The sequence below is a fragment of the Sneathiella sp. D3-11 genome, assembly GCF_055809395.1.
Genome location: NZ_CM147911.1, coordinates 263908 through 279484, shown reverse-complemented (window position 1 = coordinate 279484; position 15577 = coordinate 263908). Strand labels below are relative to the sequence as shown.

13 protein-coding genes are annotated in these 15577 nt (G+C 50.9%); all 13 read left to right on the top strand.

Going from position 1 to position 15577, the window contains the following annotated elements:
• Positions 1-128: 128 nt before the first annotated feature.
• The 13 genes from dnaE to fabZ all read left to right on the top strand — a co-directional run bounded on the left by dnaE (position 129) and on the right by fabZ (position 15527).
• On the top strand, positions 129-3635 hold the full coding sequence (gene dnaE / locus AC0L73_RS01400) for a DNA polymerase III subunit alpha (RefSeq protein ID WP_473655402.1): 3507 nt from the start codon (positions 129-131) through the stop codon (positions 3633-3635).
• 193 nt (positions 3636-3828) lie between these two features.
• Positions 3829-4692, top strand: a complete 864-nt coding sequence (gene rpsB / locus AC0L73_RS01395; protein ID WP_473654698.1) for a 30S ribosomal protein S2 — start codon at positions 3829-3831, stop codon at positions 4690-4692.
• A gap of 77 nt (positions 4693-4769) precedes the next feature.
• Complete coding sequence (gene tsf / locus AC0L73_RS01390; protein WP_227952190.1) at positions 4770-5693, top strand: translation elongation factor Ts; 924 nt, start codon at positions 4770-4772, stop codon at positions 5691-5693.
• Positions 5694-5838: 145 nt separating this feature from the next.
• Complete coding sequence (pyrH, locus tag AC0L73_RS01385; protein ID WP_227952189.1) at positions 5839-6555, top strand: UMP kinase; 717 nt, start codon at positions 5839-5841, stop codon at positions 6553-6555.
• Positions 6556-6628: 73 nt separating this feature from the next.
• Positions 6629-7186, top strand: a complete 558-nt coding sequence (gene frr / locus AC0L73_RS01380) for a ribosome recycling factor (RefSeq protein WP_227952188.1) — start codon at positions 6629-6631, stop codon at positions 7184-7186.
• Positions 7187-7189: 3 nt separating this feature from the next.
• Complete coding sequence (locus AC0L73_RS01375; RefSeq protein WP_227952187.1) at positions 7190-7921, top strand: isoprenyl transferase; 732 nt, start codon at positions 7190-7192, stop codon at positions 7919-7921.
• Positions 7922-8737, top strand: coding sequence for a phosphatidate cytidylyltransferase (locus tag AC0L73_RS01370; protein WP_473654697.1), 816 nt, complete (start codon positions 7922-7924; stop codon positions 8735-8737). It abuts the gene before it with no gap.
• Positions 8737-9939, top strand: coding sequence for a 1-deoxy-D-xylulose-5-phosphate reductoisomerase (dxr, locus tag AC0L73_RS01365; protein ID WP_227952185.1), 1203 nt, complete (start codon positions 8737-8739; stop codon positions 9937-9939). The genes AC0L73_RS01370 and dxr overlap by 1 nt, the downstream gene beginning before the upstream one ends.
• A 25-nt stretch (positions 9940-9964) precedes the next feature.
• The gene (gene rseP / locus AC0L73_RS01360; protein ID WP_227952184.1) at positions 9965-11116 is read left to right on the top strand and encodes an RIP metalloprotease RseP; all 1152 of its coding nucleotides are present in this window, start codon (positions 9965-9967) and stop codon (positions 11114-11116) included.
• A gap of 62 nt (positions 11117-11178) precedes the next feature.
• Entirely contained in the window at positions 11179-13461 is a 2283-nt protein-coding gene (gene bamA, locus AC0L73_RS01355) for an outer membrane protein assembly factor BamA (RefSeq protein WP_473654696.1), read from the top strand.
• A gap of 10 nt (positions 13462-13471) precedes the next feature.
• Positions 13472-14038 (top strand): OmpH/Skp family outer membrane protein, encoded by a 567-nt coding sequence (locus AC0L73_RS01350; protein ID WP_473654695.1) that lies wholly within the window; start codon positions 13472-13474, stop codon positions 14036-14038.
• Complete coding sequence (gene lpxD / locus AC0L73_RS01345; protein ID WP_473654694.1) at positions 14038-15066, top strand: UDP-3-O-(3-hydroxymyristoyl)glucosamine N-acyltransferase; 1029 nt, start codon at positions 14038-14040, stop codon at positions 15064-15066. The genes AC0L73_RS01350 and lpxD overlap by 1 nt, the downstream gene beginning before the upstream one ends.
• Positions 15063-15527 carry a 3-hydroxyacyl-ACP dehydratase FabZ gene (gene fabZ, locus AC0L73_RS01340; RefSeq protein WP_227952180.1) on the top strand — a complete coding sequence of 155 codons (465 nt, stop codon included), beginning with the start codon at positions 15063-15065 and terminating at the stop codon, positions 15525-15527. The genes lpxD and fabZ overlap by 4 nt, the downstream gene beginning before the upstream one ends.
• Positions 15528-15577: the final 50 nt, after the last annotated feature.

Sequence of the window (15577 nt, the reverse complement as noted above, 5' to 3'; positions counted from 1 at the left end):
CCGGCTTGACTGGTTGAGAATTAATATCGCGGCCTAATGGCAGCAAGAGGGGAGTTATCCACAAGAAATTTATCGGTTGAGTCTGTCAGGACCTGACCTTTAGAGAAGGACATGTAATAGTGGGACGGCTGAAATCACAGATTGGAAATCTGCCGTTGTCCACCGCCCAGAATGATCCCCGCTTCGTGCATTTACGTGTCCATTCCGCCTATTCTCTTTCGGAAGGGGCGGTACAGATCAAGCAGCTTCAGAAGCTTTGCGCGGACAACCGGATGCCGGCAGTGGCGCTCACGGATACCAGCAACCTGTTCGGTGCTTTGGAGTTTTCCTTGGCGATGATGGGCGGCGGCGTGCAGCCGATTATTGGTTGCCAGATTGCGGTTTTGCGAGAAGATGGTGTCGATCGGAGTGGTCGACGACCTGAACCAGACCCCATAGTGTTGTTGGCGCAGGATGAGGAGGGATATCACAATCTCCTGAAATTGACGTCACATGCATTCCTCAAAACAGAATCAGGGGAGACAGCGCAGGTTCCTTTTGAGATTCTCGCGGCGAACTCTGCGGGTATCATCTGTCTGACCGGAGGAGCGGAAGGACCTATTGGCCGATTGATCGCGTCGGATCAACTGGAGACAGCGGAGGGATATGCTCAAAGGCTTGTCGAAATATTCGATGGCCGGCTTTACATGGAAATTCAACGCCACGGGCTTCCGCTGGAACAGATGACTGAGCCAGGTCTCCTTAAAATCGCATATGATTTTGATATTCCCTTGGTGGCGACCAACGAGGTCTTTTTTTCTGACCGAAAAATGTATGAGGCGCATGATGCGCTTCTTTGTATAGCAACGGGAAAGTATGTCGGAGACCAGAACCGGATCAAACGCACGCCTGAGCATTATTTCAAGTCGCAAGCGGAGATGGTCGATCTATTCTCTGACCTGCCGGAGGCAATTGACAATACGTTGGTGATTGCACAGCGTTGCGCCATTGCCTCACCCACACGCGATCCGATCTTGCCAGCCTTTTCCTCAGCGGATGGGCGAGACGAGGCGGGCGAACTTGCCGCGATGGCAACTGAGGGACTTAAAGTCCGGCTTGAGAATGAAGTCTTCACAGAGAACATGACGGAGGAGGAGCGAGAGGCCAAGTCGGCTGAGTATTTTGATCGCCTTGAGTTTGAAATCGGTGTGATCAATGAAATGGGCTTTCCGGGCTACTTCCTGATCGTCTCCGATTTTATCCAATGGTCGAAAGAACATGACGTACCGGTGGGGCCGGGCCGTGGGTCGGGTGCGGGCTCCGTGGTGGCCTGGGCGCTGACCATCACCGATCTCGATCCGCTTCGGTTCGGGCTGCTTTTCGAACGTTTCCTCAATCCTGAGCGCGTGTCCATGCCCGACTTCGATATTGATTTCTGCCAGGACAAGCGCGAACAGGTAATCCGCTATGTGCAGGATAAATACGGTCATGATCAGGTCGCGCAGATCATCACCTTTGGTAAACTGCAGGCCAAGGCGGCAGTGCGTGATGTGGGGCGTGTTTTGCAGATGCCTTACGGTCAGGTCGACCGGATCAGTAAAATGATCCCCGCTAACCCGGCCAACCCGGTCAGCCTGCAACAGGCATTGGATACCGAGCCGCGCCTCCGTGAAGAGCGTGCGAATGATGCGGACGTTGCCCGGCTTTTGGAAATCGCTTTGCAACTTGAAGGGCTGTATCGTCATGCCTCGACCCACGCCGCCGGTGTGGTGATCGGCGACCGGCCACTCGATGAACTTGTCCCGCTCTATCGTGATCCGCGCTCCGATATGCCCGTGACACAGTTTTCGATGAAGTACGCGGAAACTGCTGGGCTTGTGAAATTTGACTTTCTCGGGCTCAAGACCCTGACGGTGCTCGACCGTGCCAAGGCGTTGCTCGCGCGCCGGGGGATCGAGGTCGATTACGCAAAAGTACCGCTTGATGATCCCGCTGTGTTCGAACTTCTCTCAACCGGGAATACCATCGGTATTTTCCAGCTTGAAAGTTCCGGTATGCGGGACATGCTCCGGAAAATGCGCCCCGATGCTTTTGAGGATATCATCGCTATCGTCGCGCTCTATCGCCCCGGACCGATGGAGAACATCCCGACCTATATTCGCCGTAAACATGGAGAGGAAGAGCCGGACTATCTTCACCCGAAGCTGCAGCCTGTGCTGGAGGAAACTTACGGCGTCATCATCTATCAGGAACAAGTGATGGAGATTGCCAGAACACTTGCCGGATATAGTCTTGGCGATGCTGATATTCTGCGCCGCGCGATGGGTAAGAAAATTCAGTCGGAAATGGATCTACAGCGCGCCATTTTTGCGAAAGGCGCCAAGGAAAAAGGGGTTTCTTCGAAGGATGCCACCCATATTTTCGATCTGGTGGCGAAATTTGCGAACTATGGTTTCAATAAATCGCATGCTGCTGCCTACGCACTTGTCTCCTATCATACTGCTTGGCTCAAGGCGAACTATCCGGTGGAGTTCATGGCCGCCTCCATGAGCCTCGATATGAACAATACGGATAAGCTCAATATCTTCCGTCAGGATCTGGATCGGATGAAAATCCCCGTGTATCCGCCGTGCCTAAATAATTCAGAGGTGGAATTCTCTGTGGAGTTTGATGGCGATCAAGGGGCTGTGCGTTATGCTCTTGCGGCGGTCAAGAATGTCGGGCGGGAGGCGATGGCCGGAATCGTGCGGGAGCGTGAGGAAAATGGCACCTTCAAAGACGTGTTTGACTTCGCTGAACGACTTAACCCGAAGCATATGAACAAACGACAGGCGGAAAACCTTGTTCGGGCCGGCGCCTTCGACGACCTTCTGGATCATCGGGCACAGGTATTTACCTCAATCGAGGTCCTGCTGCGACAGGCGCAACAATCGGCGGAGGAACGTGGATCGGGTCAGGTGAACCTCTTCGGTGGCGCGGCGGAATCCCTGGTGGTGCGGCCTGACCTGCCCGAGGTGTCCTCGTGGACATCAATGGAGAAACTGAAGCAGGAATTTGATGCCATTGGCTTTTATCTCTCCGGCCATCCGCTCGATGCCTGGGAAAAAACCCTTGATAAAGCCGGTGTGCGCACGTCCGTGAGTTATCTGGCGGGACTTGGATCGGCCGAAAGTGCCGGGATGCTTGCGGGTACTGTCATGGGCAAGCGAGAGCTTCGAACGCGAAAAGGAAAACCGCTTGCATTTGTCCAGCTTTCTGATGCGACTGGCGCATATGAGGTCACGATGTTTTCCGAGACTCTTGAAAAATATCGCGATCTTCTGGTTGTGGGGCAGTCGCTTGTTTTACGGGTGACCGGAAACCTTGATAATGATCAACCTCGGCTGACAGTCCAGAGCTTGCAACGGTTAGAATCCATGGCGGCTACGATTGCCGATGGCGTGCGTATTTTTGCGAATGATGACAAGCCTCTTGCCGAAGTCGCAACGATCCTGAAACAAGGCGGACGAGGGCGGGGACGTGTTGCGTTTGTCCTCAATCTTGAGGCGGAGGCGAAGGAAGTTGAATTTGACCTCTCTGATCAGGCAAACATTACGCCAGAGGTGCGCCAGGCCCTAAAATCCGCCCTTGGCGTGATCGACGTTCACGATATTTAGGCACTTGTGTTGGAATTGTCGATAAATCGGCATTTTTCCCTTGCATAAGGTGGCGGAGGGGCCTATTTAGCGACCTGTTAAATTCACACGTGAGCTTTGGGTAAGGCTGTGTTGGTCTTTCCCTTCCGGTGTTCTAAGGATAATCCTTTGGACCGCTGCTCACGGAGGTTCAACCGGAAAAGGAGATTGCAGAATGGCTCTGCCAACTTTTACCATGCGTCAGCTTTTGGAAGCTGGTGTTCACTTTGGTCACCAATCACGTCGCTGGAACCCGAAAATGGGTCCTTATATCTTCGGCGCTCGTAACAAAATTCATATTCTCGATCTGCAACAGACAGTGCCGATGCTTTATCAGGCGCTGAAAGTTGTGCGCGATACAGTCGCAGGCGGCGGACGTGTTCTGTTCGTCGGCACGAAGCGCCAGGCATCTGACGTCGTTGCAGAAAGCGCCACACAATGCGCCCAGTTCTATGTCAACCATCGCTGGCTCGGCGGTATGCTGACCAACTGGAAGACAGTTTCAGGGTCGATCAAGCAGCTGCGCCAGCTCGAAGAGCAGCTCGCGGGGGAACATACAGGTTTGACCAAGAAGGAAATCCTGAAAAAGACCCGTCAGCGCGACAAACTTGAACGCGCGCTCGGTGGTATTAAGGAAATGGGCGGTCTGCCGAATGTGATCGTTGTGATCGATACCAACAAGGAAGAACTGGCTGTACAGGAAGCTAACAAGCTTGGTATTCCGGTTGTTGCGATCCTTGATAGTAACTCTGATCCGGATGGCATCACCTATCCGATCCCGGGTAATGACGACGCTCTCCGTGCCATCAGCCTTTACTGCGATTTGTTCAAGCAGGCCGTTATTGACGGCATCTCCGTGGAAATGGCAAGTCAGGGAACTGACTTGGGTGCTGCAGAAACTCCGGCAATGGTAGAAGAGCTGCCAGCTGAAGAAGCCCTTGCCGAAAAGGCTGAGGAATCAGCTCCTGCTGAGGAAACCGCTGCGGAACCTGAAGCAAAAAAAGCAGACGGTGACGAGGCAAACGCGCCAGCGTCTTAAATTTGAGAGGGGCGTTCCTATTTATGTAGGGAATAGGGCGCTTTCCCACTTTAAGAAATCAAACGCGAGGAAGAATGATGACTGCTATTACAGCGGGACTGGTTAAAGAACTCCGCACTCGGTCCGGTGCGGGCATGATGGATTGTAAAAAAGCGCTGAAAGAAACAGACGGCGATATGGACGCGGCGATCGATTGGCTGCGGACCAAGGGTCTTGCCACTGCGGCTAAGAAGTCTGGCCGCGTCGCGGCGGAAGGTCTTGTCGGCGTTGCTGCCAGCGGCACCTCCGGTGCGGTGGTTGAAGTGAACGCTGAGACTGACTTTGTTGGTCGTAATGAAGATTTCCAGAAACTGGTGAGCGGTATTGCCGCGATTGCCGCCGAAAAGGGTGGTGATATTGATCAGATCAAGGCGGAAACCTTCCCGGGCGGTTCCGACACCGTAGAGGCAAAGCTGACCGATGCCATCGCCACCATCGGCGAAAACATGGCGCTTCGCCGTGCGGCGCAGCTCAGTGTTAAAAACGGCGTTGTTGCCACTTACGTGCATAATTCCGTTGCCGATGGCCTTGGCAAAATTGGTATTCTGGTTGCCCTCGAAAGTGAAGGCGACACGGCGGCACTTGCGACACTGGGTAAGCAGATTGCCATGCATGTCGCGGCAACAAGCCCGCAGTCGATCAGTGTTGCGGATCTCGATCCGGCAGCGGTTGAGCGTGAGCGTGCGGTTCTCTCGCAGCAGGCCCGTGAATCCGGCAAGCCTGAAGAGATTATCGCCAAGATGGTTGAAGGACGCCTCAGCAAGTTTTACAAGGATGTTGTCCTGCTGGAGCAGACTTTCGTGATTGATGGCGAAAATTCTGTTAAAGCCGCGATCGAAAATGTTGCCAAGGAAATTGGTAGCCCGATCGAAGTTACCGGCATGGTTCGCTATGCCGTTGGCGAAGGGATCGAGAAGGAAGAAAGCGACTTCGCCGCCGAAGTCGCCGCCGCAGTTCAATAAACGCGGTAAGATGAAGAATTTATGGCGGTCTCCTCCAGAGACCGCCATATTTTTATGTGCGGCTTCGCGGCTTTTCAAATCATACTTTTTCTGTATGCTGTCTTGCCGATGCCGTTAACCATATGTACGAGTTGTGGGGAAGAATATGTCGAATAAGCCTCAGTACCGCAGGGTTCTCCTGAAATGTTCTGGTGAAGCACTTCTTGGAAATCAGCAATATGGTATTGACGTTGAGACAGTTTCCCGAATAGCCAAGGATATCGGCGTCGCCCATGATATGGGGATTGAGGTTTGCGTCGTGGTTGGCGGCGGAAATATTTTCCGCGGCGTTTCCGGCACAGCCAAGGGAATGGACCGCTCCAGTGCAGATTATATGGGAATGCTGGCGACTGTGATGAATGCTCTTGGGCTTCAAAACGCGATAGAGGCCTTGGGCATGGATAGCCGGGTCCTCTCTGCCATCCCAATGTCTGCGGTGTGTGAGCCCTATATTCGCCGCCGTGCGGAACGTCACCTTGAAAAAGGCCGCATCGTCATATTTGCAGCCGGTACAGGCAACCCCTATTTTACAACTGATACCGCTGCCGCGCTTCGGGCGGCTGAAATGAAATGCGATGCCCTTTTGAAGGGAACGAATGTTGACGGGGTTTATAATAAGGACCCGCGTCAGCATCCCGATGCGGAGCGGTATGAAACACTTTCTCATCTGGAGGTCCTTTCCAAGGATCTTAAGGTGATGGATGCGGCTGCAATCTCGCTTGCGCGGGAGAACAATATTCCCATTCTTGTGTTTTCCATTCAGGAAGAAGGGGCCTTCGCCCGCGTCCTTAAAAAAGAAGGATGTTTCACAGAAGTTGTTTAGCGATATAATGTCGACTGGCTTATAGTTGAGAAGAGGTCGGGATAACCGTCCCGATGATGGAGGAGAGATAGAGATGGCGGCGCCAAATATGAAAGACCTGGAAAAACGCATGCAGGGTGCACTTGATGCATTAAAGCATGAGTTTGCGGGACTGCGGACGGGTCGGGCGCATACAAGCTTGCTCGATACGGTCATGGTGGAAAGCTATGGCGCCTCGATGCCGATCAATCAGATTGGTACGGTCAGCACACCGGAACCGCGAATGCTCAGCGTTCAGGTCTGGGATACAACGAATGTCAAAGCCGTCGAAAAAGGGATCCGCAACTCTGGCTTGGGTCTCAATCCAGTCGTAGACGGCGGTATTGTCCGGGTTCCGATCCCTGAATTGACAGAAGAACGCCGCGCGGAACTGGCAAAAGTGGCCGCAGGCTATGGCGAAAATGCAAAGATCGCGATCCGCAATGTCCGTCGACATGGCATGGATGACGCGAAGGGCGCCGAAAAAGATGGCGACTTTTCAGAAGATGACCGCAAGAAGGCGGAAGACACTATCCAGAAGCTGACAGATAATTATGTCGATCAAGTCGATGAAATGCTGTCAGAGAAGCAGCAGGAAATCATGCAGGTCTGACGCATGACAGTTGTACCTTCTGCCGAAACCGGCACAACTATCATTCCGGAACATGTTGCGATTATCATGGACGGGAACGGACGCTGGGCGGCGAAACGTTCTCTAAAGCGCCTGCGTGGGCATGAGCAGGGAGCCGAGGCCGTGCGAGAGGCGCTTAAGGGATGTAATGAACTCGGCATCCGCTACCTGACTCTGTTTGCATTTTCGTCTGAAAACTGGAGCCGGCCCGTCGAAGAGATAAACCATTTGATGGGCCTCTTTCGCTACTTCTTCCAGAAGGAAATCAAGGCCCTTTGTGATGCCGGGATTCGGGTAAAGTTTATCGGTAATACCAATAAATTACCCCAAGATATTCAAGATCTGATTGAAGAGTTGAAGGTTCGGACCAAGGACAATAGTAAACTCACCCTGACCCTCGCCCTTAGCTATGGCAGTCATGCAGAAATTGTCGGAGCGATGAAGGCCCTGGGTGAGAAAATCAAGGACGGTGAAATATCCCCAGAAGATATCGATGAAAACATGGTTGCACGCCATCTTGAAACGGCGGATCTCCCGGAGCCAGATCTTTTGATCCGGACCAGCGGGGAACAACGGTTGAGCAATTTCCTGCTTTGGCAATGTGCCTATACTGAATTTGTTTTTCTGGATGTCCTCTGGCCTGATTTTCGACGGCAGGAATTGCTTGCGGCGGTTGAAGAGTATGGAAGCCGGAACCGCAGGTACGGGGCGCTTTAAGTGCTGTTATCATCTTTGACTTCTCTGCAGCAAAGGGTGATTTCTGCCCTTGTTCTTGCGCCCATCGCAGTTGCGGCGCTTTATTATGGCGGGCTTTGTTTTCTTCTCTTTCTCGTCGGCGCGGCTTTGATCATGGCCTATGAATGGTGTCATGCATCGCTCGAAAAATCACCGGGCATTTTGACCTTTTTGACGGCTGCAAGTATTGTCGGTGCAATAATTTTTGCGTATAAATATGAATTATTTCAAAGTATTGCAGTAATTATCTTAGGTTCTGTCTTAGTTGTCTTTGCGGCCATTACCCTTAAGAAAAAGGATCGTCTGATTTGGGCATGGATCGGTCCCTTCTGTATCGGCTTGCCGGTTTTGGCGCTTTTGATGCTGCGCGGTATTCCGGACATGGGTTTTGCTGTTACTCTTGGATTGTTTTTGGTTATTTGGGCCACGGATATCGGCGCGTATTTCAGCGGTAAAACGATTGGCGGACCAAAAATTGCTCCTGCGATAAGCCCGAATAAAACATGGGCCGGCCTGATCGGCGGTATTATTTCTGCCATGATTGTTGCTTATCTTGTTAATCGCTATCTCGTGGACGGGCAGGTTGCGACAATCTGGATACTGGGACTTGGCGCAATCTGTGCTATTCTGGCTCAAATGGGCGATTTCGCTGAATCCGCTTGGAAGCGCCACTTCGGGATTAAAGATGCGAGTAATCTGATCCCCGGTCATGGTGGCGTGATGGATCGATTGGACGGTGTATTCCTTACGGCACCAGTATTAATGGTAATTATCATGTTTATGAATGGAGTATCGTGATGAGTATGAGCGCCGCAGCGGCGGATACTTCTCCGAATACTAAACCTGGAGTCAGGCGCGTCAGTATATTTGGCTCGACCGGGTCTGTCGGTGTGAGCACGCTGGATTTAGTCGCGGGCGCTCCGGGTAAATTTTCTGTCGATGTGTTGACGGCCAATGAAAATGTTACTCTTCTCGCGGAACAGGCACGGCAGTTTGGCGCAGGCCTCGCAGTTATCGCCGATGAAAGTAAATATGCAGAACTCAAATCATCTCTCGAGGGAAGTGGCGTCGAGGTTGCCGCAGGAAGGGACGCCCTGATTGCGGCGGCGAGTCGGAAAGTTGATTGGGTAATGCTTGCCATTGTTGGGGCGGCGGGGTTAGCGCCAGCGCTTGCCGCAATCCGAACTGGCTCGATCATCGCCCTCGCGAATAAGGAGGCATTGGTCTGCAGCGGTGATCTTGTACTAGGGGATGTAAAAAAGTACGGCGCAACGCTTCTACCGGTGGACAGCGAGCATAACGCTATTTTTCAGGTGTTGGATTTTGATCAGATCGATAGTGTGGAGCGGTTGGTCCTGACGGCTTCCGGTGGGCCGTTTATTGATCTTACCTTCGATCAAATGAAGTCTGTCACGCGCGCTCAGGCGCTTGCTCACCCCAATTGGGATATGGGGGCCAAAATATCGATCGACAGCGCGACCATGATGAACAAGGGGCTGGAATATATCGAGGCAGTTCGGTTGTTTCCTGTCGCACCAGAAAAAATTGATATCCTCATTCATCCGCAATCCGTAATCCATAGCATGGTGGAGTATCGCGATGGCTCTGTTCTGGCGCAGATGGGCGCACCGGATATGCGGACGCCAATTTCCTACACACTTGGCTGGCCGGAGCGGCACTGCTTCCCTGCCGAGCGACTGGATCTTGCAAAGACTGGATCGTTGACGTTTTGTGAACCGGATACTGCTAGATTTCCCGCGATAAGGCTGGCGCGGGAAGCGCTTAACACTGGAAAATCGGCGCCAACGACCTTAAATGCTTCTAATGAAGTGGCGGTTCAAAGCTTTCTGACCGGCGAAATCGGGTTTTTGGATATCGCGTCAGTAGTCGAAGAATGCTTGAGTCGTGCGCAGGTCGTCGAATTGGCCCAGATTGAAGATATATTTGAATGCGATAGGCAAAGTCGGGAAATCGCGCGGGCCATTATTGCATCAATCTAAGCGGAAATCGAGAGCATAGAGTTACATGAATTTTCTGATAGATAACTGGATTTACATCCCGGCATTTGTTGTCGTTATCACGGTTCTTGTGTTTGTCCATGAGTATGGCCATTACAAGGTGGCGCGTCTTTGCGGTGTGAAGGTTGATGCCTTTGCGATCGGCTTCGGCCCTGAGCTGTGGGGGCGCTATGATAAAAATGGGTGTCGATGGAAAGTCTGCGCCGTTCCGTTTGGTGGATATGTAAAGTTTCATGGAGACGCCGGTGTTGCGAGCGATGCCTCGGACGAGGTTGATAACATGTCCGATGAAGAGAAGAAAGTCAGCTTCCATCATAAATCGTTACTTCAACGCACAGCGATTGTTTTTGCCGGACCCGCCGCCAATTTCATCTTTGCAATTGTTGCTATGGCGATCCTTTTTATGGCGCTTGGCCAGGCACAGACCCCGCCGGTCGCTGGAGAGGTTCAGGCTGAGAGCGCCGCTGCAGAAGCAGGTATCGAGGTCGGCGATCGCATTTTATCTGTAAATGGCTCTAATATTAGCAGTTTTGAGGAGCTTCGCCGAACGGTTCTCGTTGGGCTCGATGAGCCTCTCAAAATGAAGGTCGATCGGGACGGGCGTATTATCGATTTGTCCGTCACGCCACATATTGTTGAGCAAATTGACGCCGATGGCAATGTCCAGCGCATTGGTCGCCTCGGGATTGTGTCAACGGGGCGAGAGTTTGTAAAGCACGGCCCTGTCGGTGCCCTTGTGAGTGCCGTCGATCAGACATGGTTTATCACGACAGCAACACTGAAAGGTGTTGGGCAGATGTTCGCAGGAACGCGGGACACGAAGGAACTGAGCGGCCCCCTCGGCATTCTAAAAATGTCTGGTGACGCGGCGAAACGGGGAGAGGGATTGCTCGATAATGCCCTTTCGCTTTTTAACTTTATGATCTTTGTTTCTATCAGTCTGGGCCTGATAAACCTGTTTCCGGTGCCGATGCTCGACGGCGGTCATCTTGCCTTTTATGCCTATGAGGCTGTGCGCGGTAAGCCCCCGTCTGCAAAAGCCATGGATTTTAGTTTCAGAATTGGACTATCACTCGTACTGATGCTAATGGTATTTGCCACATGGAATGATATAAACAAACCGTGGGTGAAAGATTTTTTCACAGGCTTGTTTTCCTGACAGGTCAGGTCTGATAAAAATGAACTACGTTAATTGAGGCTGTCCGCTCAGGGGGTGGGATTTTGCGCGTTTTTGTATTTTTTGTAGTGTTCGCCTTTGCGACGCTCTCGGCGACGCTGTCTATCAGCCCGCCTGTCCACGCGCAATCATCAGTTATTATTTCCGAAGTTCGGGTTGAGGGAAACCAGCGGATCGAGGATGACACGGTAAAATCCTATCTGTTGGTTACGGCCGGAACGCCTTATGATCGTTCTCGTGTTGATCGCTCTCTCAAGGCGCTCTTTAATACGGGTCTGTTTGCGGATGTTTCCATTCGTCAGGATGGCACGGTTTTGATTGTGGATGTTGTTGAAAACCCCATTATCAACCGACTGGCATTTGAGGGAAACCGCCGTATTGAAGATGAGACGCTGAGTGCGGAAATTCAACTTCGACCGCGAATTGTCTATACCCGTGCAAGGGTGCAGAATGATGTGCAGCGCATTATTACGGTGTATCGGCGCAGTGGCCGTTTCGCGGCAACTGTTGAACCGAAAGTTATTCTTCTTCCTGAGAACCGGGTTGACCTTGTCTTTGAGATCAATGAGGGCGAAGAGACGGGAATCAAGAAAATCCGTTTTTACGGAAATAAAAATTTCAGTGACAGTCAACTGCTGAGCGAGATTTCAACGGAAGAAAGTCGCTGGTATAATTTTCTCTCAGATTCGGATACCTATGATCCGGACCGCCTGACCTTTGACCGAGAATTATTGCGTAAATACTATCTTTCCAAAGGATATGCCGATTTCCGTGTGGTCTCGGCAATTGCGGAATTGACGCCGGACAGGGATGGGTTTTTCATTACTTTTGCCGTTGAAGAGGGGCTGAAGTATCAATTTGGCGCAATCGACGTCAAGAGTGAGATCAAGGAAATCTCATCTGAAGCGTTGATGGCGCAGGTGACGACCGTCGAAGGCGATACCTATAATGCTGACAAGATAGAAGATACCATCCAGAAGATAACCTTTGAACTTGGTAAACTTGGTTACGCATTCGTAAATGTTCGCCCTCGTATTGACCGTGATCGTGAAAATCTGAAAATTTCTGTTACCTATGAAATAAACAAGGGCCCACGGGTCTATGTAGAGCGAATTAATATAACGGGCAACGTCCGGACCCTTGATTATGTTATCCGGCGTGAGATGAAACTTGCCGAAGGGGATGCCTTTAACACGGCTCTGTTGCGGCTCTCTCAATCCCGTGTTCGAGGTTTGGATTTCTTCGAGAAAGTTGAAGTAACCCAGGATGAGGGAACGGATGCCGATAAAACAATCATTAATGTCGATGTGCAGGAAAAATCAACCGGTGAGCTTAGCGTCGGAGCAGGTTTCTCCACAACAGATTCCGTATCGGCAGACCTGCAAATTCGCGAACGGAACCTTCTAGGCCGTGGGCAGGATTTGCGGTTTGGTATCTCAATTGGTTCTGACAGCCAGACAATCGATATTGGATTTACGGAGCCCTATTTCCTTAATCGTGATTTGAGTGCCGGTTTTGATATATTCAGGACAGTTCGCGATTATCAGGATGAGAGTGGATATGATCTGGAACGTACAGGCTTTACTCTCAGGTCCGGTTTTCCGATTAAAGAAAATATCCGGGGCGATGTTTTTTATAGTTTGGTAAATGAAAAAATTGACAACGTGCAGTCTACCGCGCCCGTTAGTATCCAGAAGGCATCCGGGGAATATTTGATTTCTTCAGTTGGATATACAATTACGATCAGTGATCTGGATGATACATTATTACCGACAACAGGTAGTAAATACACTTTCGGACAGATAATTTCCGGTCTGGGCGGGGACGTCCGTTCTCTTGCTACAAATGCAAGCTATATCCGGTTTTTCCCTGTCTATGAAAATGACGTTGTGTTAAGTGCTGGTGTAACGGGTGGGTATATCTTCGGGCTTGGCGAAGATGTTATCTTGGCGCAGCGATATAATGTCGGGGGACGTAACTTCCGCGGGTTTGAAAGCCGGGGAATTGGGCCGCGAGATATCGCATCAGGAGATGCTCTTGGTGGTAACGCCTATTTTGTAGCTTCTTCAGAGCTTCGTTTTCCGGTCGGACTTCCCGATGAATACGGTGTTCTTGGCCGAACCTTTATTGATGTAGGTACTTTGACGGGAATCGACGACAGTGACCCTGGAATTGTCGATAGTCCCAGCATAAGAGCCGCAGTTGGCGTTGGTCTTAACTGGGTGTCACCCTTCGGACCAATTCAAATAAATGTCGCAGTTCCCATACTGAAGGAAGATTATGATAAGGATGAGGTTTTCCAGTTTGATTTTGGAACACGATTCTAGGAAAGGGACTATGATCCGCAGATTAGCTCAAATATCCATTGCACTTTGCTGTCTCTTATTTGGGTTTCCCCATATAAGTGTTGCGCAGTCAACTTCATCGGTGATTATTGGCGTTATTGACATGCAAAAGGTCATGCGTGAACTGGACGTTGTTAAAGACATAAACGCTCAAGTAAAGACGTATGAGGAGAAAGTGAGTGCGGATCTGGCAGCAGCAGAGAAAAAACTTAAAGACGAGCGGACACAGATAGAACGGCAGAAAACTCTTGTAACGCCTGAGGCTTATTCAAAGAAACAAACTGATTTTAACCGTAAGGCTGCTAAATTTCGGGTCGAAGTACAGGAAAAGAACAGACAGCTACAGCTCAGTCGGGTGAAGGCACTTGATGATGTTAGGCAGCAGATGTTGCCAATTATTCGTGAAGTGATGGATGAGAATGGCGCGGCTCTGGTTCTTGATGTCAGTGAAGTCTTGTTTGTGGAAAAGCCTCTTGAAGTAACACAAAAGGTAATGGAACGGCTGAACAAGGGTCTTAAGAAGATCAAGGTTGAAATTGTACCGTTGAAGAAAAGCTGATGCCTGATCCACATTTTTATCGGGTCTCGGGACCATTTTCACTTGCGGAACTTGCTAAAATTCCGGACATTGAACTGGCACCCGGCGTTGATCCAAATATTATGATTTCTGATGTTCGTCCTCTCGATCAGGCAGGAGAGGGTGACCTTACATTTCTCAGCAATCCAAAATATCTAGAGAAATTTCTTAATACCAATGCGACTGCCTGTATCGCGAGCAGCAAGGCCCTTAAAAAGTTTCCGAAAGGTCTCGCCATTCTAGTTGCGGAAAATCCCTATAAGGCCTATGCGCGGATTGCCAATAAATTCTATGCTCCTAGGCTGGGCGACGGCGGTGTCCATCCGACGGCGATAATCTCTCCCACCGCAGAAATTGGAGAGAACGCGTCCATTGGGCCATATGCCGTTATCGAGGATGACGTTGTCGTCGGTGCTAACGCTATCATCGGTCCACATGCAGTATTGAACAAGAGTATTCGCATTGGAGATAATTGCCGGATCGGTGCTGGCTCAGTCCTGAGCTACTGCCATATTGGCGATAACGTCGTCATGTATAACGGCGTGAAAGTAGGGCAGGATGGATTTGGGTTTGCGCCGGATGCAACGGGAAACATTAAGATACCTCAGCTCGGACGGGTAATAATCGGATCAAACTGTGAGTTTGGTGCCAATACGGCGATTGATAGAGGCTCCGGGCCGGATACAGTTATCGGTGATAACACTTGGCTCGATAATCTTGTGCAGGTGGGGCATAATGTCACCATTGGCAATGGCGTGATTATTGCCGCGCAAACGGGAATTTCCGGCAGTACAGTCATTGAAGACCAGGTTGTCATCGGAGGGCAGGTCGGTTTGGCTGGCCATATCAGGATCGGGCGTGGTGCCCAAATCTCGGCAAAGTCTGGCGTTATATCAGATATCCCGGCGGGTGAGATTTATGCTGGCTTTCCGGCGCGACCCCGGAAACAGTTTTTCCGCCAGATGGCGATTTTGAGTAAATTATCGAAAAACAAAGGCTCTGTAACATGACTGAAAATTCTTCCTCAGATACGGCCGACACCCTCGATATTCTAAAAGTTATGGAAATGATACCGCATCGCTATCCACTCTTGCTGGTAGATCGGCTGGTGGATATCGTTCCAGGAGTCTCGGCGACGGGTATCAAGAATGTAACAATGAATGAGCCGCAATTTCAGGGGCATTTTCCGGGACGACCAATTATGCCCGGCGTGATGATTGTGGAATCAATGGCGCAGACAGCGGGTGTTCTCGTCATCAAAACTCTTGGTGGGGATTCTCGGGGAAAGCAAGTCCTCTTTATGTCAATCGACAACGCTCGTTTTCGCAAACCCGTAACGCCCGGCGACACAATGCATGTGCAGGTAAAAGTTAAGCAGAGCAGGGGGGCCGTCTGGCGCTTTTCAGGCGAAGTTCTCGTAGACGGCAAAAAGGTAGCGGAAGCTGATTTTTCCGCGATGATCGTCGACTAAAATAACAGGTAACTGGTTGTAACACAGCTTGATTTGTGATCCGGTCTGTT